The following is a 23,845-nucleotide window of genomic DNA, read 5'->3' as shown; positions in this document are numbered from 1 at the left end:
TGCAACGTTTTCAACCTGTTGAAGTAAACGGAGTAAATCTGTCACAGAGTCTTTTGCTCAATAAAAGTCAGAGCCCCCGCTGCGAGGTTCGGCTCTGACGAATTATTTTGTTCGCTTCTGTACTGACGTATCGCTCACTGTAATGTGAACTGTTTATGAATCATCCTTCGAGAAAGCCGGTCAACCTGAGAGTCAGCGCCTTGTGTGTTCAGGATGGCCATGCGCTGTTTGTCGAGCACCGGAGCTTTGCGCCGGATGATCCGGCTATGCCAGAAAGCTACTGGATTCTGCCGGGCGGGGTCGTTGAGCGTGGTGAAACTCTCGAAGAGGCGCTGAGACGAGAGGTGCGGGAGGAGACCGGACTGGAGTGCGAGGTTGGCGGAATGGTGTTTGTCAAGGAGCTGCTCTGGCCTCATCCGGGTTTGCCGGGGCAGGGGGAGCGGCACCACTCGGTGTCGCTCGGCTTTCATTGCGAAGTGACCGGCGGCCGGCTCGTCACGGGCCGCGATCCGGAGCTTCCCGACGACCGGCAGATGATTTTGCAGAGCCGCTGGCTGCCGCTGTCAGAGCTGGCAGAATATCGTCTCTATCCCCCTTTCCTTTATGATTTTATCGACTCGGGTCTCCGTCGTGGTTTCGAGGCCCTCTGTCCGGAGTTTTTCGACTCGACGCTGTAAAATGCAGGAAGCCTCCCGATCCGGTCGAGAGGCTTCCTGTCTTTGCTGTCCTTTGAGTCCTTTACCTTACAAATCGACAATCATTCCCAGCGTCGTGTAGCTTTCGGGCTTGTAGAAGTACATGCCCTGACGGCTCATGCCGGAGAAGTAGTTGGCGGCCACTCTCACATTTTTCAGGCCGATCGAGGTGAGGCGCATTCCGGCTTGCAGGTTCCAGGTGCCGCGGTAGCCATCGGTTTTGCCCTCGTTCCAATCCCATTTGGGAAGCAGTTTGAAGTCGGCGGCCACGTAGGCGTTGGCCGGAAGGCCGATCTCCACGCCCGCCTGGAACGAGCTGGGGCTGATCTCGTCCGGCAACGTGTGGTACAGGTACTGGTAGCCCAGGTAAACCCTGCGACCTGGCGCGGAGAGTGCGCCCGTGACGTTGACGAACTCGCGGCTGTAGGTAAAGGGAATGCCGAAGGGGGAGTCGCCGGGGTTGAGCCAGTTGCCGTGGTCGTCGGTGTGGCCATCCTCGAAATGGGCCGAGATGTGGCTCAGACGCACCCGCACGCTCGCTTCATCGAACGAGAGTAATTTGTCCTTGAACTGGTGGCGGAAGGTGGTGTTGATACCGAACATGTAGTCGATGCAGTCCACCGGGAACTTGAAGTTGCTGGTTCTGTTCAGGAGTGACCAGGTGGCGAAGTCGATGCCGACGGCAAAGGTTTTGCTGCTGTTCTGGTACAGGTCGGCCGAGGTGCCGATATCGAGCTGGAGCTGCTTCTTGTTGAGCTTGGGCATGACGGCGATTCGCGGCTCCATCGGGTCGGCCAAGAGCGGCTCGAAGAGCGTATCGAAGGTTGGCTTGATGGCCGATTCAGCCGAGGCTGTTGAGAGCGGCGCTGTGGCGCAAAGCGCACCAAGCATCGCGGCGCTCACAAGTGAAGTGCTTTTATTCATGGTGTGTGATCCTTGATCGGATGTTGTTGTGTGTAGAACGTTGTGTGTAAAGTCAATCGCTCCGGAGCGATGCGCCGCGTCACTTGGCCAGCAGCCGGTGCAGCACGGCCATGCGCACGGCCACGCCGTTGGTCACCTGCTCCATCAGCATACTGCTTGAATAGCCAGGTGGCTGGATGCGGTCGGCCACCAGGTTCGAGATTTCGATTTCGCGGTTGATCGGCCCCGGATGGAGCACCGGCATCAGCCGTTTCAGGCGGTCGAGCTTTTCGTCGGTCAGGCCGTACGAGGCCGAATACTCTTCGAGCGACGGAATGTAGCCTCCGGTGGCGCGTTCGAGCTGAAGCCGCAGCACGATGGCCGCGTCGGCCCAGGCGAGCGCCTCGTCGATGCCGGTGAAGACCCGCACGCCGAGCTGGTCGATGCGGCCCGGCAGAAGCGTCGTGGGGGCGCAGACGGCGATTTCCGCGCCAAGCGTTTTCAGGCCGATGATGTTCGACCGCGCAACGCGGCTGTGCAGAATGTCGCCGAGGATCATGATCTTCAGGCCCTCGATCTTTCCGAAATATTCGCGGAGGGTGAGGAGGTCGAGCAAGGCCTGCGTCGGATGCTCGTGCGTGCCGTCTCCGGCGTTGATGACGGGCCGCTTGGTGATCGAGGCTACGAACTCCGCCGCGCCCGACGACGGGTGGCGCAAAACGAAGGCATCAACCTTCATCGCTTCGAGGTTCCGGATGGTGTCCGAGAGCGTTTCGCCTTTGCTGACGCTGCTCGACGCCGCCGTGAAGCTCAGTGTCCCCGCGCCGAGGTGCCGTGCGGCGAGCTCGAACGAAAAGCGGGTGCGGGTGGAATTCTCGAAGAAAACAAGGGCGATTCGACGGTTCGAGAGCAGCGGGGCGAAGGTTTCAGGCTCTCGGTTGAGCCCCTCCCTGTAACCGGTGGCAAGGTCGAGCAGTTCGACCAGCGTGCTTGCCGGTAATCCGAAAAGTCCCGTGAGGTGGTTCAAGAGTGCAGAAAAGGTTAAGTGTTGGCGGGCACAGCTAAAAAGTTATTGCGCGCCTCGATTGCTGCGTTGGGTGGTGCTCGAAATCCTCACGTACTCCATGTACGCTCCGGTTTCTGCGCTCCATCCGCCTTGTACTCGGGTCGCTCATGACACTTTTTAGAGATGCCCCTGTTCTGTTTTGCGAAATTAAGAAAATTTTGGCGATCATTCATCACTGCCCCCAATCGTTGCAGAGGAACTGTTTTCGCCCGATTCGGGTACGTGGTGTCGAAAGTTCGTTTATCTGAAAATGACGGAAGGCCCATGCACGAAATGTCCATTGCCATGTCGGTCGTCGAGGCCGTGGTTGACAAGGCCCGCGAGGAGGGCGGCGGCAAAATTACCGGTATCGATTTGGTTGTCGGACGGCTGGCTGGCGTGGAGGTCGAGTCGCTGAAATTCTGCTTCGGTGCGGCGGCGCGCGGCACGCTGGCCGAAGGAGCCGAACTGGTGATCGAAGAGCCGGAGGGCCGTGGCCGCTGCGAAGCGTGCGGCGCGGAGTTTCCTGTTACGAGTTTTTACGCGAAGTGTTCAGCGTGCGGGCAGTTCCGGGTGAAGATCGAATCTGGCCGGGAGCTTGCGGTGCGTTCATTCACGATTGAGTGAAAACGGCTGCTCAACCATACTTGTAATTATACCATTCTGGGAGTAATCAACTATGTGCGATACTTGCGGTTGTTCAGGCGATGGCGGAGCGGTGCTGCGCAAGCCGGGCGTCAAAGATTATCATGTCCACGTCGGCGATGACGGCCATCACCATCACCACGACCACCAACACAGTCATGACCACGGACACAGCCACGATCATGCGCATGAGCACCATCACGATCACCACCATGGCGAGGCTCGCAAGGTGCAGATGGAGCAGGATGTGCTGTTGCAAAACAACATGCTTGCCGAGCGCAACCGTGGCTGGTTCGAGGCGCGGCGGGTGCTGGCGCTGAACTTTCTCAGTTCGCCCGGCTCAGGCAAGACCTCGATTCTCGAAAAAACCATCCCGGCGCTGCTGGAGCAGTGCCCCGTGACGGTGATCGAGGGCGACCAGCAGAGCACCAACGACGCCGACCGGATCGACGCGCTCGGCGTGCCGGTGATCCAGGTCAACACCGGCACCGGCTGCCACCTCGACGCGCAGATGGTGCAGCGCGCCGTGCGTGAACTCGATCCGCCGGAGCGCTCGCTCGTCTGCATCGAGAACGTCGGCAACCTGGTCTGCCCGGCGCTTTTCGACCTCGGTGAAGCGGCCAAGGTGGTGGTCATCAGCGTGACCGAGGGGGACGACAAGCCGCTCAAATATCCCACCATGTTCCACGAGGCGGACATCTGCCTGCTCAACAAGACCGACCTGTTGCCGTACGTCGATTTCGACGTGGCCAAATGCCGCGAGTACGCCATGCAGGTCAATCACCATCTCGAATGGATCGAGGTTTCTGCCAAGACCGGCGAGGGCTTCGACCAGTGGATTGCATGGCTGAAAACGAAGCTCGCGGCGCTCTGAGCGGTTTGTCTCAACGTGAGCGCCGCCGGATCGAGGTTCGCGGCATCGTGCAGGGGGTGGGCTTCCGTCCCTTCGTCTGGCGGCTTGCTCATCAGCTCGATCTGGCTGGATTTGTCCGCAATGCAAGTTCCGGCGTGGTGATCGAGGTCGAGGGCAAGCCGGACGCACTCGACCGCTTCGAGACCGCCCTGCGCAGCGAAGCTCCGCCTTTGGCCCGCATCGATTCGATTGATCGCCACAGTATCCCCCCGTCCGTCTGCGGTGAACCGGGATTCATCATCCCGGAATCCTCCGGCGGCGAAGCGATGCAGACGCTCATTTCGCCCGACATCGCCACCTGCCCGGCCTGCCTTGCCGACATCGCTGACCCCGCCGGGCGGCGCTACCGTTACGCCTTCACCAACTGCACCGACTGCGGTCCGCGCTACACCATCGTCGAGCGCATTCCCTACGACCGCCCCTTTACTACGATGAAGCGCTTCGAGCTTTGTCCCGACTGCCAAAGAGAGTACAATGACCCCGGCGACCGCCGCTTCCACGCCCAACCCAATGCCTGCCCGGCGTGCGGCCCAAAGCTCGAACTGTGCGATGCGGTGGGCGTCCGGCTGGCGGTTGGCGACGAGATTACGGCGGCGGGCGAGCTTTTGGCGGGCGGGAAGATTCTGGCAATCAAGGGGATCGGCGGCTTTCATCTCGCCGTCGATGCCTCGAACGAGGCGGCTGTCCGGCGTCTCCGAAGCCGCAAGGGGCGCGAGGAAAAGCCGTTTGCCGTGATGGTGCGCGACCTCGCCGCCGCTCGCGCGCTGTGCGACATCAGCCCGGAAGAGAAGGCCGCGCTCGCCTCGCCGCAAGCGCCCATTGTGCTGCTGCGCGCGCGTCAAGGTTTGTCGCTCGCCCCGTCCATCGCGCCCGGCAACGACCGGCTCGGCGTGATGCTGCCCTACTCGCCGCTGCACTGGCTGCTCTTGCGGGAAGGTCCGAAGGTACTCGTGATGACCAGCGCGAACTTCAGCGAGGAGCCGCTCGTCGCCGATAACGCCGAGGCGCTTGAACGGCTGGCTGGCATCGCCGATGCGTTCTTGATGCACGACCGGCCAATCGCCCGGCGCTGCGACGACTCGGTGGTGATGTCGATGGCCGGAGCGGTGCGCCTGATTCGCCGCAGCCGTGGCTACGCGCCCGCACCGGTCAGGCTCGCCGAGAGCGGTCCGCCGGTGCTCGGCACGGGGGGCGAGCTGAAGAGCGCGCTCTGCCTCGTGAAGGGCGGCGAAGCGTTCATGAGTCAGCATATCGGCGACATGAAAAACTACGAAGCGTACCGCCACTTTGACGACGTAGCCGCGCACCTGCAACGCATTTTTCAGACGGAAGCCGAGCTGCTGGTGCACGACCAGCACCCCGCCTACATGACCACGCGCTGGGCGCTGGAGCAGGGTAAACCGACGCTTGGCGTGCAGCACCACCATGCGCACCTCGCTTCGTGTCTTGCCGAGCACCAGCACAGCGGCCCCGCCATCGGTCTCACGCTCGACGGCGCTGGCTACGGCACGGACGGCACGGTGTGGGGCGGCGAAGTGCTGATTGGCGACGCCGCCAGAGCGATGCGCTTCGCCTCGCTGGAACCGATGCCCCTGCCCGGCGGCGACGTGGCTGTGCGGCAAGTCTGGCGAACAGCCCTCGGCTGGCTCCACCGCAGCGGCGTGTCGCCAGAGGGCCTTGAGTGCTTCCGGCAGCCGCAGTCGGCGCAGGTGCTTGAACTGCTTCGCAAAGAAGTTGGCACTTCGGAAAGCTCAAGCTGCGGGCGCCTTTTCGACGCCGTCGCCTCGATCTGCGGATTGCGGCACGAAGCCCGCTACGAAGGCCAGGCCGCCATCGAGCTGATGCAGGCGGCAGGCGGCCGAATCGCTGAAGCAGGCTACCGTTTCGGCTTCGAGCGGAAGCCTAACCGGTGGCTGATGCTCATTTCGCCCATGCTCCGCGACATCGCTGCCGCCGTCCGCGCTGGCGCGAGCTCCACGGAGATTTCTCGCCACTTTCACCGAACACTGGTTGGTATTTTTTCAGAAATTACGCGCATGGCCTATCTTGAAACCGGTCTCAAAACTGTTGTGTTAAGCGGTGGCGTATTCCAGAACCAGCTTCTGACTGAAACGCTTGCTCGCGAACTCGAAAGCAACGGCTACCAAGTGCTGATGCACGCACAAGTGCCAACCAGCGATGGCGGCATAAGCTTGGGGCAGGCGGTTATTGGGCGGGAGTTTTTGCGCGGTAGCTACCGAGGAGTTGATAATTGATAGTTGACAGTTGACAGTTGACAGTTGATAGTTAAAAAGATGAAGAGCGTGAAGCAGAAAGCCGAGATAAATGGGAACGGAGTGAAGGAGCTTTCATTTGGGTTTGCGCTTCGGGTTGTCAAGCTTTGCCGGTTTCTTGAGAAGGAGAAGAAAGAGTATGTGCTCAGTAGGCAATTGCTCAAATCTGGCACTGCCATCGGCGCTCTGATTCGTGAAGCTCAGCAGGCCGAAAGCAGGGCCGATTTTATTCACAAACTGTCAATTGCACTGAAGGAAGCTCATGAAACCGAGTATTGGATCGATTTGCTCTACCAGTCGCAACTCATTGAAAAGAAAGGATATGAGTCGATCAAATCCACAAAAAATCGTCGTGATAACGGTTGAGCAAGAAAACACTATCAACTGTCAACTATCAATTATCAACTGATACCATGTGCCTCGCAATACCCGGACAAGTCATAGAAATCCGCGAAGAGAACGGCCTGAAAATGGGCACGGTGGACATCAGCGGCGCGCTCACGAAAGCGTGCCTTGAGTATGTACCGGAGATCGCCATTGGCCAGTACACCATTGTCCACGCGGGTTTCGCGCTGAAGATCATCGATGAAAAGGAGGCTGCCGAGAGCCTCAAGCTTTGGGACGAGCTCATCAAAAGCGGCGCATTTGACGTTGACGGCGAACTTCCGCCGTCGCCCATCCAGAAGCCGGAAGCATGAAATTCATCGACGAATACCGCGACCCCGCTCGCGCTCGCGCTTTGCTTGACCGCATCCGGCAGGTGGCGCGTCATGACTGGACGATCATGGAAATCTGCGGCGGGCAGACGCATTCGATTTTGCGCAACGGCATCGACCAGCTTTTGCCGCCGAACGTGCAGCTTGTGCATGGGCCGGGGTGTCCGGTGTGCGTGACGCCGCTGGAGACTATCGAGCGGGCGCTGGCGATTGCGGCCAGGCCGAATACGATTCTGACGAGCTTCGGCGACATGCTGCGCGTGCCGGGCAACTCGAAAGACCTGTTCATGGCGCGGAGCGAGGGAGCGGATGTGCGGGTCGTTTTTTCGCCGCTCGAAGCGTTGCAAATCGCGCGCGACAATCCGTCGAAAGAGGTGGTGTTTCTCGGCGTCGGTTTTGAGACCACGGCTCCGGCCAACGCGATGGCCGTGCATCAGGCGGCACGGGAAGGGCTTACGAATTTCAGCGAGCTGGTGAGCCAGGTGATGGTGCCGCCGGCGATGCGCGCAATGCTGTCGTCGCCCGGCAACCGCGTGCAGGGGTTCCTTGCCGCAGGGCACGTCTGCGCCATCATGGGGTACGAGGAGTACGAGCCGGTGGCGGCGGAGTTCGGCGTGCCGATCGTGCCCGCCGGGTTCGAGCCGGTCGATCTGCTCGACGCGATTCTGAAGACGGTCGAGCTCCTCGAAGCTGGCCGGTCGGGCGTGGTGAACGCTTACGGGCGCGTGGTGAGCCGCGAGGGCAATCCAGAGGCGCGGCGGGTGATGCAGGAGGTGTTCGAGGTCGCCGACCGTCCGTGGCGCGGCATCGGCGTCATTCCGGCAAGCGGGCTTGTGCTGCGCCCGGAGTACAAGCGTTTCGACGCCGAAAAGCGCTTCGATGTGGGCCACATCGCCCCGCAGGAGTCGCCCCTGTGCAGGAGCGGCGAGGTGCTGCAAGGCCACCTCAAACCCTCCGACTGCCCGGCCTTCGGCAAAGAATGCACCCCGCAAACCCCGTTCGGCGCAACCATGGTTTCCAGCGAAGGCGCCTGCGCCGCGTATTATCGGTATCACCGCAACAGTAACACTTGAAATCATTTACCCCCTACAACGATGAAAAAACTGATTCTCTGCGTACTGACAGCATTTGCATTGCTTGCACCAGCGACAAGCTATTGCCAGCCCCCATCGCAGAAAGAGTTTTCTGAATTGAAAAAAGCGGCCGAACAGGGTGATGCTCAAGCACAGTGCATGCTTGGCTTGATGTACGAACTCGGCCTAGGCGTTCGGCAGGACAAGCGCACAGCAAAAGAGTGGTATGGGAAAGCTTGCGATAATGGGAATCAAAAGGGGTGCGATAATTACCGAAGGCTGAATGAACTGGGATACTAACACTTTCGATATGTCCTTTCATTCCAATTCACCAATGACCATGCAACTGAGCTGCCCTTCGCCGATTCTTCGGCATGAAACCGTCCAGATGGCTCATGGTGCGGGCGGGCGTTTGTCGCAGGAGCTGACGGCGCGGGTGTTCATGCCGCATCTCGGCAATCCGGTGCTCGACCAGCTCGACGACCAGGCGCGGTTCGAGGCCGAGCCGGGGCGCATCGCCTTTACCACCGACACCTACGTCGTCTCGCCGATCTTTTTTCCCGGCGGGAACATCGGTGACCTCGCGGTTAACGGCACGGTGAACGACCTCGCCGTCGGCGGCGCCGTGCCGCGCTACCTCAGCGCCGGGTTCGTGCTCGAAGAGGGGCTGCCGCTCTCGGAGCTCGAACGGATCGTCAAAAGCATGGCCGACGCCGCGCGGAAGGCCGGGGTGGTCATCGCGTGCGGCGACACCAAAGTGGTGCAGAAAGGGCAGTGCGACCGGATTTTCATCAACACCTCCGGCGTCGGCTTCATCCCGCCGGGCCGCGACGTGTCGTGCCGCAACCTCCGCCCCGGCGATGCGGTGCTGCTTTCCGGCACCATCGGCGACCACGGCATGGCGATCCTCACCACCCGCGAGGGCCTCTCTTTCCAGAGCCGCATCCAGAGCGACTCCGCCGCCCTGAACGGCATGATCGCCGACCTGCTCGCCGCCGCGCCAAACCTCCACGCCATGCGCGACCCCACTCGCGGCGGCGTGGCGGCCACGCTCAACGAACTCGCCTTATCGTCATCGGTCGGCATCGAACTCGACGAAGCCACAATCCCCGTGCGCGAAGAGGTGCGCGGAGCCGCCGAACTGCTCGGCATCGACCCGCTCGCCGTTGCCAACGAAGGCAAAATGCTCGTTGTCGTTCCCGCCGCCGAAGCCGACGCGGCGCTCGCCGCCATGCGCTTGCACGAGCATGGACGCGAGGCCGCCGTCATCGGCAAGGTCACCGAAGAGCACCCCGGCATGGTGGTGATGCGCACGCCCTTCGGCAGCCGCCGCATTGTCGAAATGCCCCTCGGCGAGCAGTTGCCGCGGATTTGCTGAGGGTGGACGGCGTGGACATGGTGGGCAAAGAACGGCACTCGATATTCTTTCTTTGCCTTTTGAGCCATTGTTGCCTTTGACGTCTCTGTTTTGCATCGGGCGGGGGAATGTTCTATTTTGAGCGGTGTTACCAGACTTTTCAAACCGAAAGCACAATGCAATGATACGATATATTTCAAGAGTATTTCCCTTTCTTCTTGCGCTCGTCATGCTCAGCGGATGTGGTTACAATACGATGCAGCAGAACGAAGAAGCTGTCAATCGCGCATGGGGCGATCTGGAGTCGCAGCTTCAGCGGCGCGCCGATCTGGTGCCGAACCTTGTTGCCACGGTAAAGGGTGCGGCGAATTTCGAAAAGGAGACGCTTCAGGCGGTCATCGAAGCCCGCGCAAAGGCGACCTCCATCCAGCTCACTCCGGAGATGCTCAGCGATCCGGATGCCATGTCGAAGTTCCAGTCCGCCCAGGGCGAGCTCTCTTCCTCGCTGTCGCGGCTTCTGGTTGCCGTCGAGCGCTACCCCGAGCTGAAGGCTACGCAGAATTTCCGGGATTTGCAGGTGCAGCTCGAAGGCACGGAGAACCGCATCAGTGTCGCCCGCCAGCGCTACAACGAGGCGGTGCAGGTCTTCAACTCCTCCATCCGCGTTTTCCCGAACTCCCTGACCAACAGCTTGGTGCTCAAGCTCAAACCCAAGGCCTACTTCAAGGCTGACGAAGCTGCCCGAGCCGTGCCGAAGGTCAGTTTCTGAGATGGACGGTCATTCCAAAAATCACTGTTCGCCGGTTGGGCGTTATTTCCCGATGCCGCTCGACCGGCGTTTCCTGCCCGGATGGCTGGCGTTTCTCGCGCTGCTGGCGATCTGCGTTTTTCCGCTGATGGCAAAGGCCGCCGGTGTTCCGGCGCTTGTCGGCAGGGTCAACGATTACGCCGGGATGATTTCGCCGCAGGCTCGCTCGATCATCGACCAGAAGCTCAAGGCGCTCGAAGCCGAGGACGGCACGCAGGTTGCGGTGCTGACTGTGCCTTCGCTCGATGGCCAGCCCATCGAAGAGTTTTCGATCAAGGTGGCCGAGGCGTGGAAGATCGGGCAAAAAGGGAGGGATAACGGCATTCTTTTCATCGTCTCGAAAAATGACCGGGCGATGAGAATCGAGGTTGGCTACGGCCTCGAAGGGCGCCTGACCGATCTTCAGGCGGGCCGGATTACCCGCGATGTCATCAAGCCGGCCTTCAAAAGCGGCGATTACGACAAGGGGTTCATCGATGGCGTCGATGCCATTGTTGCCTCGGTCAAGGGGGAGTACAAAGCGCCGAAAAGGAAAAACGATGATGGTGCGCCCTCTCCATTTCTGATTTTCATCATCCTTTTCGTGCTGTTTGTCGCGTCCCGTTTCATGCGCTTTTTCGGTGGTGGCGGCGGACCTTTCGGCTTTGGCGGGCCGGGCGGCGGCTTTTTCCCCGGCGGCGGTTTCGGCGGGGGAGGCGGCTCGTCCGACGACGGCGGCTTCAGTGGCGGCGGCGGTGATTTTGGCGGCGGCGGAGCGTCGGACAACTGGTAGTTCCGGAGGCTGAAAACCAGGTGTCGCAAAGAGTTGAAAAAGGCTTTGAACTTTTCCGCAAATTGTTTTTTTACAAGGCATTCCAACATAGCTATCCAAATAAAGGAGATCAATGAAAAAGACTGCGCTCTCAGCCTGGCATGAAGCTGCCGGTGCGAAAATGATCGATTTCGGCGGATTTCTGATGCCGGTGCAGTACACCGGGATTATCGCCGAGCACAAGGCCGTCCGCGAAGCGGCGGGGCTTTTCGATGTGTCTCACATGGGTAATTTCTACGTCAGGGGAGCGCGGGCGCTGGAGTTCCTTCAGTACATGACCACCAACGATCTCGCAAAAATCGTGGACGGGCAAGCGCAGTACACGCTGATGCTCTATCCCGATGGCGGCATCGTCGATGACCTTATCATCTACCGGGTGAGCGCCGACACCTTTTTCCTCATCGTCAACGCGAGCAACTGCGAAAAGGATTTCGACTGGCTTTCGAGCCATATCGGCCAGTTCGAGGGGGTGGCGCTCGAAAACCACACCAGCGAGCTTTCGCTCATCGCCCTGCAGGGGCCGAAGTCGTTCGATATTCTGGCGCGGGTTTTCCCTGGCGCGGGCATCGACAAGCTCGGTTCGTTCCACTTCATAAAGCTGCCGTTCGAGGGAGCGGAGATCATGGTGGCCCGCACCGGCTACACCGGCGAGGCGGGCGTCGAAATCTGCCTTCCGAACGAAAGGGCGGTTGCGCTCTGGTCGGCGCTGATGGAGGCAGGAAAGAGTGACGGCATCCAGCCGATCGGTCTCGGCGCGCGCGATACGTTGCGGCTGGAGATGGGCTATTCGCTCTACGGCCACGAGATCGAGAGGGATGTCAATCCGCTCGAAGCACGGCTCAAATGGGTGGTGAAGCTGAACAAACCAAACTTCATCGGCAAGCAGGCGTGCGAGCAGGTTGAGATCAATCCACGCAAGAGCGTGGTTGGCTTCAGCCTCGAAGGCCGCGCTATTCCGCGCCAGCACTTCAAGGTCTATAACTCCGACAAGCAGGAGATTGGTGAGGTGTGCAGCGGCACGGTGTCGCCGACCCTTCAGGAGCCGATTGGCACGGCGAGCCTTCTGCTCGACTACGCGCAGCCCGGTACGCCGATCTTCGTTGAAATTCGCGGAACCATGCAACCCGGTGCGGTCAGGCGCCTGCCGTTCGTGCACGCTGACCGTCCATGAACTGATCACAAGCCGGTCTCCCCCTTGAAAAACAAGATCAACATAAAGGCTTTCTGCACGGATAGTCTCGTCACTGAAGTTGCTGGTATCGCCTTGATGCTCGCCGCGCTCTTCAGCATTGCCGCGGTGTTCGGTTTTCATGCCGAGGACGAACCGTACATTGTGACGTTGCCCTGGTATGAGCTTTTCTCCAGCGCGGCCAAGGCGGTTGCCGGAACGATTCACAACCCCTTCGGCCTGTTTGGCGCGAGGGTGTCGGTCTTTTTTATTCGTGTTTTACTTGGCTATCCATCGGTGATGCCTCTTTTTGGTTTCCTTGTGCTCGGATGGCATCTGTTCCGGGCGAAACCTCTCGGACCCGGGCTGTTTTTCCTTGTGTACACCCTCCTGATGGCGCTCGATTTGTCAGCCATGTTCGGTCTTTCGATGTTGCCTCTGGCCGATCTCATGTCCGGAGCGACTGGCCGGATGATGGCTTCGTTCCTCTCTACCGTCATCGGCTATCCCGGGGCGTGGGCGCTGACCGCCATTATCGCTGCGGTGCTGACCTTCTATATGGGTCGGGATTTTATTGTGGATACGATTGCCGGCGTGAGTGGCTTTTTCGGAAAACTGTTGGCAACCGTGCAGGCGATCAGGGCCGAACGCCACAGAAAGCGCCGGGAAAAGGAGGAGATGCGGGTACGGAAAAAGGCGGAGCGGATGGCAGCCGTCCTTGAAAAGGAGCAGAGAAAGAGGGACAAGAAAGCACAACGCGCAAGGAAAGCTGGCGACGCTTCAAAGCAAAAGGCGGCTCCATTCGAAAATTCGCCAGAGACTCCAGCTCCTGTGATGGATGTGGAGCCCGCGCCGCCACTGCTCAATCCGGCCGTGTCCGAACCTGTCGTTATTCCTGCGGAGGTCGAGGAGATTCGCACGCCGGAACCGGCTCCCGTCAGGCCGGAAGAGGGGCCGGAGATGATCATCAAGCCGGGGGTGCAGGAGGCGGAGGCCGATCTGGACGAACGGGCGCTCAAGGTCAGGACGCATGACCATGTCAAGTATCGCTTTCCGTCGATTGACCTGTTGCGGCGTCCCAAGGACGAGGACGAAAGCTACGACGAGCGCCACCTGGCCGAAACCAAGGATCGCCTGCTTGAAAAGCTCAGGATTTACAAAATCGACGTCATTCGTATCGCCACCACCGTTGGCCCGCGAGTGGCGCTTTTCGAGCTCGAACTTGCGCCGGAGGTGAAGATCAGCCGGATCAAGTCGCTCGAAAACGATCTCGCCATGGCGATGGCCTCCTCGTCCGGCGGCATCAGGATCATTGCTCCCATTCCCGGCAAGAACGCCATTGGCGTCGAAATACCGATCAGCAAGCCGCGGCCGGTGGTGATGCGCTCGGTGCTTCAGGTCGAAAAGTTCAAGAACAATTCGATGGCTCTGCCAATCGTCCTCGGCAAGAGCATCTCGAACGAAGTGATCGTCGATGACCTGGCCGCCATGCCGCACCTCCTCATTGCGGGCGCGACCGGTGCGGGCAAGTCGGTGGCGATCAATGTACTGCTCACGAGTCTGCTTTATTCGAAGAAACCGGACGAGGTCAAATTCGTGCTGATCGATCCGAAGCGGGTCGAGCTCAAGCCGTACAAGCTTCTGAAAGACCATTTCCTGCCGAAAATTCCCGGCATGGAGGAGCAGATCATCGTCACCGATCCACAGAAAGCGGTGTCCGCGCTCAGGTCGGTGGTCAGGGAGATGGAGCACCGGTACGAGCTGCTCGAACAGTGCGGCGTGCGCAACATCGGCGAGTACAACCGGAAGATGAAAGACGAGGCGATGTTCTACCTGGTCGTCGTTGTTGACGAGCTTGCCGACCTGATGATCACGGCAGGTCGCGAGGTCGAGGAGCCTATCACGAGGCTCGCGCAGATGGCCAGGGCGGTCGGCATTCACCTGATCGTGGCTACGCAGCGCCCGTCGGTTGATATCATCACCGGTATCATCAAGGCCAACTTCCCCTCGCGCATCGCTTTCCAGGTGGCCAGCAAGGTCGATTCCCGCACCATTCTTGACGTGTCTGGCGCAGAGCAGTTGCTTGGCAGTGGCGACATGCTGTTCCAGTCGGCAAAGATGTCCAAACCGCAACGGATACAGTGCCCCTATATTTCCCTCTCAGAAGTCGATGCGATAACAGAGTTTATTGGCCAGCAGCCGCCGCTTCGAGCCGAGTGTATGCTGCCAGAGCCGCCATCGTCCAGCGGCAATGGCTCCTCATCGGGATTTGATCAGGACAGGGGCCGGCGCGACAGCATGTTCGAGGAGGCAGCCAGGCTCGTCGTCATGCACCAGCAGGCCAGCGTCTCCCTTCTGCAGCGCCGCTTGCGGCTGGGTTTCAGCCGCGCGGGACGGGTGATGGATCAGCTCGAACAGAGCGGTATCGTCAGCGCCGGCGACGGCAGCAAGCCAAGAGAGGTGCTTGTCAAGAACGAAGACTCGCTTGAGCTGCTGCTGAGAAATCTGGATTGAAAATCCGGGTGTGTTTTTTGTCCTTATAGGTCAGAAACGAAAACGGCTGCCTCGGTAACTTCCGGGCAGCCGTTTCGCATTGCTGTGCTCTTCAGCCGGTCAGACCGATTCGACGCGGACGATCTCGGGGTTGGCCTTTTTAATGGCCTGTTCGACCCCGGCGCGGAGCGTGAGGGTGCTCATCGGGCAGGAGCCGCAGGCGCCGAGCAGCTTCACATCGACGACCATATCCTTGGTGATGCCGACGAGCTGGCAGTCGCCGCCATCAACCTGAAGGTAGGGACGGACGGTTTCAAGGGCGCTGATGACTTTGTCGTACAACGGGTCGGTTTTTGGCAGATAATCCTTCATGGTACTGAATCAGATGGTGTGTTGTTGAAGAAACGGGGGCGGAAGCCTTCCGGAGTGAGTCCAATATAATAACAGAGGGGCAACCCTGAAAAATCCGAAATTTTTCAGGGTTGCATTTCGCGACGGTGATCTCAGTTCATCGAGCAGTTTGCGTTCAGGATCGAGACCTGCCGGGCAATCTCTCCCGCGACGCGGCTTGCCGCCTGCGAGGTCGGCGCGTCCGGGTTGGCGATGATCGCCGGAATGCCGTTGTCGCCGCCTTCGCGCACCGAACTGCTGATCGGGATCGAACCGAGGAAGGTTATTGCGTTGGTTTTGGCGAATGTTTCACCGCCCTGGCGTCCGAAGATGTAGTCGCGTGTGCCGTCGGGCAGCTCGTACCAGCTCATGTTCTCGACGAGACCGAGAATCGGCACGCCAACCTTTCGGAACATCGTGACCGCCTTGGCGACGTCGGCGAGTGCCACCTCCTGAGGGGTGGTGACGATGACCGCGCCGCTGATGGCGAGGTTCTGCACGAGGGTGAGCTGAATGTCGCCGGTGCCGGGAGGCAGGTCGAAGATCAGGTAGTCGAGCTCCTGCCAGTCAACGTCGGTGATGAGCTGGCGCATGGCGCTCGAAGCCATCGGGCCGCGCCAGATCAAGGCTGTCTCTGGATCAACGAGGAAGCCGATGGACATCATCTTGACGCCGAACTTCTCGATCGGCATGAGCTTCTGGTTCTGCACCTCGGGCTTGACGTTCTGGAGGCCGACCATTGTCGGAATGCTCGGGCCGTAGAGATCGGCGTCGATCAGGCCAACCTTCGCGCCCGACGCGGCAAGGCTGACGGCGAGGTTGAGCGAGACGGTCGATTTTCCGACGCCGCCCTTGCCGGATGCCACGGCAATGATGTTCTTGACGTTCGGCAGGTCGATTTTCTGCGGAGCGCCGTGGCCGCCCTGAGCACCATGATGGCCGTGCCCGTCGTGATTGCCGTGACCACCGTGGCTGCACGAAGAGGTGACCTTCGAGGTCATGTTGACGTCGATCGAACCCACCTCCGGTACGGCGGCCTTGATGGCCTCGACGCAGGAGTTCTTGATTTTCTCTTTCATTGGGCAGGCCGGTGTGGTGAGCACCACAGTGAAAGAAACGTTGCCAGCCTCATCGACGGCGATGTTTTCAACCATGCCGAGCGTCATGAGGTCACGACCGAGGTCGGGTTCCATGACCGTGCCAAGCGCGGCCTCGATCTGCGATTTCTGTATTGAAGACATAGAGTATTAGTTTATGATTTTAGATTAATCGGATTTGTGTGATCAGTTTGGTCAGCCAGCACCGCCTTGGTTAAAGCCGTTACAAGAACTGCGCTTTACGCCAGGCGGTTCCCGGGCTCATTTCCGTAGAAAGCGCATGGTGATCGGAATGCCTGCAAAGTCGAAGCTCTCGCGCAGGCGTTTTTCGAGGAAGCGACGGAAGTTGTTTTCGAGCAGCTCCGGGTCGTTGCAGAAGAAGGCGAAAACCGGATGGTCCGAGTCGATCTGCGTCATGTACTTGATTTTCAGCTCCTTGCCCGATTTGGTCGCCGGGTGGCGCATGGTGAGCGTCTCCTGCAAAAAACGGTTCAGGTTGCTGGTGCTGATCTTCTGTCGACGGTTCAGCGCGATCTCCGCAGCGGTGTCGATGGCACGGTAGCAGTTCTTCTTTGTCAAGGCCGAGGTGAAGATCACCGGAATGTACCCGATGTTGCCGAGCTGGTTTTGCAGGTTGTCGGTGAATGCCTTGCTGGTTTTGGAGTCCTTCTCGACCAGATCCCATTTGTTGACCAGAATCAGCACGCCCTTTTTGCGCTCGATGGCCATGTGGATGATCTTCATGTCCTGGCTTTCGAGGCCGAGCCGGGCGTCGAGCAGCACCAGCGCCACGTCGCAGCGTTCGATGGCGCGAGCCGTGCGGAGCGAGCTGTAGAACTCGATGCCGGCGTCGATTTTCGTGCGCTTGCGCAGGCCAGCCGTGTCGATCAGCACGTACTCCTCGCCGTTGCGTTTCAGCACCGAGTCGATGGCGTCGCGCGTGGTGCCGGGCACGTCCGAGACGATGTGCCGTTCAGTGCCGAGCAGGGCGTTGACCAGGCTCGACTTGCCGACGTTCGGCCGCCCGAGCACGGCGAGCTTGATCGAGTCGTCCTCTTCGATCTCCTCACCCTCCGGGCATGGCAGCGAGTTGAGAACGTCTTCGAGCATGTCGGCCACGCCAGCGCCGTCGCGCGCCGAGATGAGATAGGGTTCGGTAAAGCCGCTTTTGACCAGCGACTGAGCTTCGAGCGCGACCTGTGGATTATCCACCTTGTTGGCCACAAAAAAGATTTTCTTGTCCTTGAAGGTCTTCTGGAGAATCTTTGCGATGTCGAGGTCGAGATAGGTCAACCCGGAGCGGGCGTCCACTATGAAGATCACCGCATCGGCATCCTCGATGGCGCGCATGGTCTGTTCGAGCATCGCCTTGCTGAGCGTGTCGTTTTCGGGTGCGTAGCCGCCGGTGTCCATGAGCAAAAACTGCTTGCCCTGCCACTCGCCGGGGCTGATGTGGCGGTCCCGGGTCACGCCCGGCGTGGGATCGACGATGGCGCTTTTCTGCCTGAGAATGCGGTTAAAAAGGGTCGATTTGCCGACGTTGGGCCGACCTACCAGGGCGATCAGTGGTTTCATCTCTAAGCGGCGTGAGAACGTCTGTCGGACGTTTTCGGTTTGAATAACTTCTTGCAAAGAGAACAAGGTAATAGTTTGTAGAATTAATTGGAATAAATTACATTGTTCGACCTTATTTTTCGGAATAGACCAGATAATCAAAGAGAAGCATGAGCAAAACGTTAAGTTTTAAAACATACTCAGCCAAACCGGGCGAGGTGAAAAGGACATGGCACATCATTGATGCGGAGAACCAGGTGCTCGGTAGAATGGCTGCCCAGATCGCCAATGTTCTGAGGGGAAAGCACAAGCCGCAGTTCACCCCCCACATCGATACCGGTGATTTCGTGGTCGTGACCAACGCCGCCAAAGTTGCGCTGAGCGGTAAGAAACGCGACGACAAAACCTACTTCTCGCACTCCCACTATCCGGGTGGCGTCAGGATCGACAGTGTAAAGGACCTTCTCCAGAAAAAGCCGGAAAAGGTGATCGAGCACGCTGTGTGGGGTATGCTGCCGCACAACAACCTTGGCCGCCAGCTCTTCAAGAAGCTGAAGGTCTATGCAGGCCCGGAGCATCCGCACGCTGCCCAGATGCCGGTGGAAATGAAAATCAATCAATAAACATAACGCATACTGATGAAAGAGGTTATCGATACCGTAGGCCGCCGCAAGACTTCGGTTGCACGGGTGTTCATGTCGCCGGGCAAAGGCAAGATCGTGGTCAATAAGCTGCCGGTCGAAGAGTATTTCAAGGATGAGTTTAAGAGAAGCCAGGCGCTGAAGCCGCTGGCAGTCGCAGAGAAGCAAAACGATTTCGATATCACGATCAATGTCAAGGGCGGCGGCCTCACCGGCCAGTCCGGCGCGGTCAGCCTCGCCATCGCCAGAGCGCTGGTCGAGTTCGACGAGTCGATCCGTGCCGCGCTCAGGCCCGATCGCCTGCTCACCCGCGATCCCCGCATGGTCGAGAGGAAGAAATATGGCAAGAAAAAGGCCCGCAAATCCTTCCAGTTCTCGAAACGCTGATTTTTTCGTAGCAACAACAACTCACATACCCTGCCCCATTCAGGCTTGCCGGATAAAGTTGGAGGGGAGTGTTCCGACAGAGTCGGAATCCCTCTGGCGTCGGCAGGGTAGAGGTTCAACTAACCAAAGGAGACACTCATGCCAACAAAATTCCAGCTTGAAGAGATGCTTCGCGCAGGTGTGCACTTCGGCCACCTCGCCCGTCGCTGGAACCCGAAAATGAAGCCGTACATCTTCATGGAGAAGAACGGCGTGCACATCATCGACCTCAAGAAAACCCTCGTCATGGCTGAAGAGGCGCTCAAAGCCATCGAGGCTATCGCTTCGACCGGCCGCGAGATCATGCTGGTCGGCACCAAGAAACAGGCCAAGGTCATCATTGCCGAACAGGCCGAGCGTGCCGGTATGCCGTACGTTTGCGAGCGCTGGCTCGGCGGTATGCTGACCAACTTTTCGACCATCCGCCAGAGCATCCGCCGCATGAATGCCATCGAACGCATGGAGACCGACGGCACCTTCGACATGATCACCAAGAAAGAGCGCCTCATGCTGATCCGCGAAAAGGACAAGCTGGTGCGCATCCTCGGCGGTATTGCCAATATGAATCGCTTGCCTGCCGCACTCTTCGTGGTCGATATCAAGAAAGAGCACATTGCTGTCAAGGAGGCCCGCTCGCTCGGCATTCCGATCTTCGCCATGGTTGACACCAACTGCGATCCTGACGAGGTTGATTACGTCATTCCGGCCAACGACGACGCTATCCGTTCAATCGATCTGATGGTCAAGGCGGTTGCCGACACCATTCTCGAAGCCCGCACCCTGCAGGTCGAACAGGAGGTGCTCGCTGAAATGGACGAAGCCGCCGAAGAAGAGACGGCCAACGACTAATCTTAATGTTACTGGAACGAGGCTGGAATTCCGCGCTCCAGTCTCGTTTTCCGCAACCAATCACGATACATACCCATAGTTTATTATGAGCCAGATTTCTGCCAAAGACGTCAAGGAACTCAGGGATACCACCGGCGTCGGCATGATGGAGTGCAAGAAAGCCCTCGAAGAGACCGGTGGAGACATGCAGAAAGCCGTCGAATATCTCCGCAAGAAAGGCGCCGCGATGGCAGCCAAGCGCGCTGATCGCGAAGCTTCCGAAGGCGTGGTTTGCATTCTGATGAGCGACGACCAGAAAACCGGTGTGATTCTGGAACTCAATTGCGAGACCGATTTCGTGGCTCGTGGTGAAGTGTTCACCGGCTTTGCCAACGAGCTTGCCACTCTTGCCTTGTCCAACAACTGTGAGTCGAGAGAAGATTTGCTTGGTATTAAACTTGGCGAGGCTTACGGGAACGAAACCGTTGAAGAGGCCCTCAAGTCGATGACCGGCAAGGTTGGTGAGAAACTCGAACTCAAACGCATGGCTCGCCTCACCGCTGAAGCAGGCGTGCTTGAAAGCTATATCCACCCCGGATCCCAGCTTGGTGCGCTGATCGCTATCGATACCGACAAGCCGGCAGAGGCCAAAGCGCTCGCCAAAGACCTCGCCATGCAGGTGGCAGCTGCTGCACCGATCGAAGTCAGTCGTGATGCTGTGTCGACGGAACTTGTCGAAAAAGAGAAAGAGATTTATCGTCAGCAGGCGCTTGCCGAGGGCAAGAAAGAGGAGTTCGTTGACAAGATCGTCATGGGTCGCCTCAACAAATACTACCAGGAGGTGGTGCTGACCGAGCAGACCTTCATCAAGGATCAGAACACCAAGGTCTCCGGCGTGCTCGACGACTTCATGAAGAAGAACCAGGCGCAAGTCAAGGTCAAAGCATTTGTCAGGTATCAGTTAGGAGCCTGAAACTGAAAAAAGCCTCGTTGACGCGAGGCTTTTTTTTGCTTATTTGAAAGTCCCGATCAGTTATGTCGCAAGAGTCAAATAGAAACAAGGAGAACCAGCCATGCGAAAATACCGGAGAATCCTGCTCAAGATCAGTGGCGAATCACTTGCTGGAGAGAGCGGATATGGCATCGATGCCGGTGTTCTGGAAAGCTTTGCTGACGACATTAAGGAGGCCACTGATCTCGGTGCCGAAATTGCGCTGGTGATTGGCGGTGGCAATATTTTCCGGGGGCTTTCCGCGGCGGCTGCGTCGATGGATCGCGTGCAGGCCGATTACATGGGAATGCTCGCCACGGTTATCAACTCGCTGGCGCTCCAGGATGCGCTTGAGCGGAAAGGCATTTTCACCCGCCTTGTGACCGCGATCAAGATGGAGCAGATCGCCGAGCCGTTCATCCGCCGCCGCGCCGTGCGTCACCTCGAAAAAGGGCGTGTCGTGATTTTTGGTGCCGGTACCGGCAACCCCTATTTCACCACCGATACAGCCGCCTCGCTTCGCGCCATCGAGATCGAGGCCGACGTCATCGTCAAGGGCACCAGAGTCGAAGGGGTTTACGATTCCGATCCCGAAAAGAATCCCAATGCGGAGTTCTTCCCCAAGATCTCCTACGTTGATGTGATCCGCAAAAACCTCAGGGTGATGGATATGACCGCTATTACGCTCTGCCGAGAAAACACTCTGCCGATCGTGGTGATGAACATGAACATTAAGGGCAACTTCACTCGTCTGCTCAAGGGTGAACCGATTGGTACGCTGGTGCACGTGGGGGAAGAGTAGCTGATAAAATGGATCGTTGATCATTGAAGGGGGCGAGCTGGTTGGTTCGCCCTTTTGTTTTGGGGGCGTTTGCCAGATCAGTCCAATTGGTCGGATCTGGCCGATTCTTCGCCCAACACCAGCTTCACCGTTTCACGAATGGTTTCCCAGTCGAAACCGCGGTTCTTGAGAAAGGTGATGAGTTTTTTCTTTTTCTGGTCAGGGGAGGCCGGGAGGGTTCGCAGCTTTTTTTCGGCGGCTGACCGGCACAACTCGGTCTGGTCACAGCCGTTGAGCGCTTCGTCGATGATGTTATCGGGGAGCCCTTTCTGCTTGAGGCGGGCGCGGGTCTTGAGGCGGCCTTCAGGCTTGCGGCGGGCCATGCTCGCTGTGCAGCTTTGCGCGAAAGCGCGGTCGTCGGTGAGGTTGAGCTCGTCGAGTCTTGCAAGAGCTTTGGCGATCGATTCGGAATCGAACCCTTTTTTCTTCAGCTTGGATTCGAGTTCAGCCCTGCCGTGGGCCCTTCCAGCCAGGAGCCGCAAGGCATGGTCGAGCGCTGAACTCTTTTTTCCCTCATCCATTCATGACCGGTTTCACGCCTGAAAGCATGGCTGGGTTCATCTTGTGGTTACGCTCGAAGGCCTTTAACTGGGCGGCCAGGTGCTTTTTGAAGGCGATGCTGGTGACCAGGTTGATCAGTTTCCTCGGATTGTAGAGGGTTCTGAGCAGAATCTCTTTCCACGTATAGACCTCGACGTAGCTCTTGAGAACCTTGTACTGGAAGAGCAGCGGCTCGTAGCGATCGGACTTGATGACCAGGTGCAGGGCGTTGTACTTTTCCCAGTCCTCGATGGTGATCAGCCCGCTTTCCCTGTATTCATGGTACATCTGCGTACCCGGATAGGGGGTGATGATCTGGAAGATGGGCATGAAGATGTGGTTCTTTTTCACGAATTGTACCAGCTCGTCGATGTCCTCGAAGGTGTCGATGGCCGGGTTGAAAAGGAAGTTTCCCTGGATGTTCAAACCGGCTTTGCGGCAGTCCTCGATGATCTTCGAGTACTTTTCAGCCGAGTTGACGTGGCCTTTGTTGTAGGCTTCGAGTGTGCTCTGCTTGATCGATTCGAGACCGGCCAGCACGAAGTTGCATCCGGCATCCACCAGCTTTTTGACCGTGGTCGGGTCTTCAAGGAAGTTGATGCTGAGGAAGACGCTGAAGGTGATGTCGCACTCCTTGAGCAGGTCGAGCGACTCCCAGAGCTTCTTCTTGTTGATGCCGAGGTTCTCGTCGGTCAGCATGAACCAGGGCTTTGAGTTCTTGCCGTTTGCCTTGAAGAAGTACTTTTTGGCCTCCTCGATCTGATGCTTCAGCAACTTGGGATCCTGTACGCGGTACTGCTTTCCGGTGAAGTTTGGCGTGACGCAAAAAGAGCAGTTGAACGGGCAGCCGCGAGTGACGTAAATCGGAATCGATTTGGTGCCATCGACCTTGGTGCGCTTCGAGGCTTTGGCAATTCTGGCGTAATCGAGCGGCGTGATCGCTTTGACCGGCGGAAAATCCTTGGAGTCGTAACGTTCTTTAAGCCGGTTATTGGCTACATCGTCGAGCAGGGTCGTCCAGAGATTGTCGGCCTCGCCAACCACGATACAGTCTGCGTGAGCCGCGGCCTCTTCGGGGTTGAACGAAATATGCAGGCCGCCGAGCACCACGGTTTTGCCGCGCTTGCGGAACTCGTCGGCGATCTCGTAGGCGCGGGTTGCTTCGATGGTTCGCGAGGTGATGCCGACCATGTCGTAGTCGCCATCGTAGTTGATCTTGTCGTGGAAGTGCTCGTCCACGAGTTCGATGTGATGCTGGGGCGGCGTCAGGCTGGTGAGCACGCCGAGCGCCATGTGGAAGAGGGGCTTCTGGTTGCTGTCGTCATCCATTTTGCCCTGCGGGGATATGAGCAGGATTTTCAGGGGCCGGGTGGCTGCTGGGTCAGGAGATTGCATCAGGTGAAAAAACCGGATTGATCGAAAAAACCATGACTCTGTATTGCAGGATTGCCCGGTTTGAAATGAGCGTGTTTCAGGGCGTTCAACCTGTCTGATGAAACCTACAAAACCTGCCAAATTTAGCAAAATATTCCGGTTATGACAATTGCGTCAATGCCGTAATAAAGATGGTTACATCGGTGCAATTTCGGTTTTCATGTGTTTTTCAGGCTATCCGGATTTTACTATATTCCCTGCTT

General features: G+C 58.4%; 25 protein-coding genes. 18 read left to right on the top strand and 7 right to left on the bottom strand.

Annotated elements, in window-relative coordinates; translation table 11 throughout:
• Positions 1 to 155 precede the first annotated feature (155 nt).
• Positions 156 to 677 (top strand): NUDIX domain-containing protein, encoded by a 522-nt coding sequence (locus AYT24_RS08145; RefSeq protein ID WP_164927090.1) that lies wholly within the window; start codon positions 156 to 158, stop codon positions 675 to 677.
• Between the two features lie 66 nt (positions 678 to 743).
• On the opposite strand, the gene AYT24_RS08140 is transcribed toward AYT24_RS08145, so the two are convergent.
• Together AYT24_RS08140 and AYT24_RS08135 are read right to left on the bottom strand one after the other, a co-directional pair.
• A complete protein-coding gene (locus tag AYT24_RS08140; protein WP_010933461.1) occupies positions 744 to 1,619 on the bottom strand; it encodes a DUF1207 domain-containing protein in 876 nt (291 codons plus the stop codon).
• Positions 1,620 to 1,698: 79 nt separating this feature from the next.
• The gene (locus AYT24_RS08135; protein WP_010933460.1) at positions 1,699 to 2,625 is read right to left on the bottom strand and encodes an aspartate carbamoyltransferase catalytic subunit; all 927 of its coding nucleotides are present in this window, start codon (positions 2,623 to 2,625) and stop codon (positions 1,699 to 1,701) included.
• 303 nt (positions 2,626 to 2,928) lie between these two features.
• Between AYT24_RS08135 and hypA the strand changes: the two genes are divergently transcribed.
• The 12 genes from hypA to AYT24_RS08075 all read left to right on the top strand — a co-directional run bounded on the left by hypA (position 2,929) and on the right by AYT24_RS08075 (position 14,921).
• Positions 2,929 to 3,270 (top strand): hydrogenase maturation nickel metallochaperone HypA, encoded by a 342-nt coding sequence (gene hypA / locus AYT24_RS08130; protein ID WP_010933459.1) that lies wholly within the window; start codon positions 2,929 to 2,931, stop codon positions 3,268 to 3,270.
• Between the two features lie 52 nt (positions 3,271 to 3,322).
• Positions 3,323 to 4,162 carry a hydrogenase nickel incorporation protein HypB gene (gene hypB / locus AYT24_RS08125; RefSeq protein WP_010933458.1) on the top strand — a complete coding sequence of 280 codons (840 nt, stop codon included), beginning with the start codon at positions 3,323 to 3,325 and terminating at the stop codon, positions 4,160 to 4,162.
• Complete coding sequence (hypF, locus tag AYT24_RS08120; protein WP_010933457.1) at positions 4,132 to 6,456, top strand: carbamoyltransferase HypF; 2,325 nt, start codon at positions 4,132 to 4,134, stop codon at positions 6,454 to 6,456. The genes hypB and hypF overlap by 31 nt, the downstream gene beginning before the upstream one ends.
• Positions 6,457 to 6,522: 66 nt before the next feature.
• A complete protein-coding gene (locus AYT24_RS08115; RefSeq protein WP_164927280.1) occupies positions 6,523 to 6,840 on the top strand; it encodes a four helix bundle protein in 318 nt (105 codons plus the stop codon).
• Between the two features lie 47 nt (positions 6,841 to 6,887).
• Positions 6,888 to 7,172 (top strand): HypC/HybG/HupF family hydrogenase formation chaperone, encoded by a 285-nt coding sequence (locus AYT24_RS08110; protein ID WP_164927089.1) that lies wholly within the window; start codon positions 6,888 to 6,890, stop codon positions 7,170 to 7,172.
• Entirely contained in the window at positions 7,169 to 8,263 is a 1,095-nt protein-coding gene (hypD, locus tag AYT24_RS08105; protein ID WP_010933454.1) for a hydrogenase formation protein HypD, read from the top strand. Before AYT24_RS08110 ends, hypD begins: the two co-directional genes overlap by 4 nt.
• A 21-nt stretch (positions 8,264 to 8,284) precedes the next feature.
• Positions 8,285 to 8,563 carry a tetratricopeptide repeat protein gene (locus AYT24_RS10690; protein WP_010933453.1) on the top strand — a complete coding sequence of 93 codons (279 nt, stop codon included), beginning with the start codon at positions 8,285 to 8,287 and terminating at the stop codon, positions 8,561 to 8,563.
• A 34-nt stretch (positions 8,564 to 8,597) separates the two neighbouring features.
• Positions 8,598 to 9,641, top strand: coding sequence for a hydrogenase expression/formation protein HypE (hypE, locus tag AYT24_RS08095; protein WP_010933452.1), 1,044 nt, complete (start codon positions 8,598 to 8,600; stop codon positions 9,639 to 9,641).
• A gap of 160 nt (positions 9,642 to 9,801) precedes the next feature.
• Complete coding sequence (locus AYT24_RS08090; protein ID WP_164927088.1) at positions 9,802 to 10,389, top strand: LemA family protein; 588 nt, start codon at positions 9,802 to 9,804, stop codon at positions 10,387 to 10,389.
• Between the two features lies 1 nt (position 10,390).
• Positions 10,391 to 11,200, top strand: a complete 810-nt coding sequence (locus AYT24_RS08085; protein ID WP_010933450.1) for a TPM domain-containing protein — start codon at positions 10,391 to 10,393, stop codon at positions 11,198 to 11,200.
• Between the two features lie 112 nt (positions 11,201 to 11,312).
• Complete coding sequence (gene gcvT / locus AYT24_RS08080) at positions 11,313 to 12,410, top strand: glycine cleavage system aminomethyltransferase GcvT (protein ID WP_010933448.1); 1,098 nt, start codon at positions 11,313 to 11,315, stop codon at positions 12,408 to 12,410.
• 42 nt (positions 12,411 to 12,452) lie between these two features.
• Positions 12,453 to 14,921 (top strand): DNA translocase FtsK, encoded by a 2,469-nt coding sequence (locus tag AYT24_RS08075; protein ID WP_264357673.1) that lies wholly within the window; start codon positions 12,453 to 12,455, stop codon positions 14,919 to 14,921.
• A gap of 99 nt (positions 14,922 to 15,020) precedes the next feature.
• On the opposite strand, the gene AYT24_RS08070 is transcribed toward AYT24_RS08075, so the two are convergent.
• The 3 genes from AYT24_RS08070 to der form a co-directional block, all read right to left on the bottom strand.
• On the bottom strand, positions 15,021 to 15,272 hold the full coding sequence (locus AYT24_RS08070) for a NifU family protein (protein ID WP_010933446.1): 252 nt from the start codon (positions 15,270 to 15,272) through the stop codon (positions 15,021 to 15,023).
• A 131-nt stretch (positions 15,273 to 15,403) separates the two neighbouring features.
• Positions 15,404 to 16,531 carry an Mrp/NBP35 family ATP-binding protein gene (locus AYT24_RS08065; protein WP_010933445.1) on the bottom strand — a complete coding sequence of 376 codons (1,128 nt, stop codon included), beginning with the start codon at positions 16,529 to 16,531 and terminating at the stop codon, positions 15,404 to 15,406.
• A gap of 117 nt (positions 16,532 to 16,648) precedes the next feature.
• Positions 16,649 to 17,962: a ribosome biogenesis GTPase Der gene (der, locus tag AYT24_RS08060; protein WP_010933444.1), complete on the bottom strand. Its 1,314-nt coding sequence runs from the start codon at positions 17,960 to 17,962 to the stop codon at positions 16,649 to 16,651.
• 149 nt (positions 17,963 to 18,111) lie between these two features.
• On the opposite strand from der, the gene rplM reads away from it, so the two are divergent.
• The 5 genes from rplM (at position 18,112) to pyrH (ending at position 21,629) form a co-directional block, all read left to right on the top strand.
• Positions 18,112 to 18,564, top strand: a complete 453-nt coding sequence (gene rplM, locus AYT24_RS08055) for a 50S ribosomal protein L13 (RefSeq protein ID WP_010933443.1) — start codon at positions 18,112 to 18,114, stop codon at positions 18,562 to 18,564.
• Between the two features lie 15 nt (positions 18,565 to 18,579).
• Positions 18,580 to 18,969 (top strand): 30S ribosomal protein S9, encoded by a 390-nt coding sequence (gene rpsI, locus AYT24_RS08050; protein WP_010933442.1) that lies wholly within the window; start codon positions 18,580 to 18,582, stop codon positions 18,967 to 18,969.
• A 138-nt stretch (positions 18,970 to 19,107) separates the two neighbouring features.
• Positions 19,108 to 19,857 carry a 30S ribosomal protein S2 gene (rpsB, locus tag AYT24_RS08045; protein ID WP_010933441.1) on the top strand — a complete coding sequence of 250 codons (750 nt, stop codon included), beginning with the start codon at positions 19,108 to 19,110 and terminating at the stop codon, positions 19,855 to 19,857.
• A gap of 85 nt (positions 19,858 to 19,942) precedes the next feature.
• Positions 19,943 to 20,809 carry a translation elongation factor Ts gene (tsf, locus tag AYT24_RS08040; protein WP_010933440.1) on the top strand — a complete coding sequence of 289 codons (867 nt, stop codon included), beginning with the start codon at positions 19,943 to 19,945 and terminating at the stop codon, positions 20,807 to 20,809.
• 100 nt (positions 20,810 to 20,909) lie between these two features.
• Entirely contained in the window at positions 20,910 to 21,629 is a 720-nt protein-coding gene (gene pyrH / locus AYT24_RS08035) for a UMP kinase (RefSeq protein WP_010933439.1), read from the top strand.
• A 77-nt stretch (positions 21,630 to 21,706) separates the two neighbouring features.
• Here the strand turns inward: pyrH and recX are convergent, their stop codons facing one another.
• The gene (gene recX / locus AYT24_RS08030; protein WP_010933438.1) at positions 21,707 to 22,189 is read right to left on the bottom strand and encodes a recombination regulator RecX; all 483 of its coding nucleotides are present in this window, start codon (positions 22,187 to 22,189) and stop codon (positions 21,707 to 21,709) included.
• Positions 22,182 to 23,603: a B12-binding domain-containing radical SAM protein gene (locus AYT24_RS08025; protein ID WP_164927086.1), complete on the bottom strand. Its 1,422-nt coding sequence runs from the start codon at positions 23,601 to 23,603 to the stop codon at positions 22,182 to 22,184. Before AYT24_RS08025 ends, recX begins: the two co-directional genes overlap by 8 nt.
• Positions 23,604 to 23,845 lie beyond the last annotated feature (242 nt).

The organism is Chlorobaculum tepidum TLS (assembly GCF_000006985.1).
Lineage (GTDB): Bacteria > Bacteroidota > Chlorobiia > Chlorobiales > Chlorobiaceae > Chlorobaculum > Chlorobaculum tepidum.
Note: the sequence above shows the minus strand (reverse complement) of the source record. Positions and strands in the feature narration are given on the sequence as shown.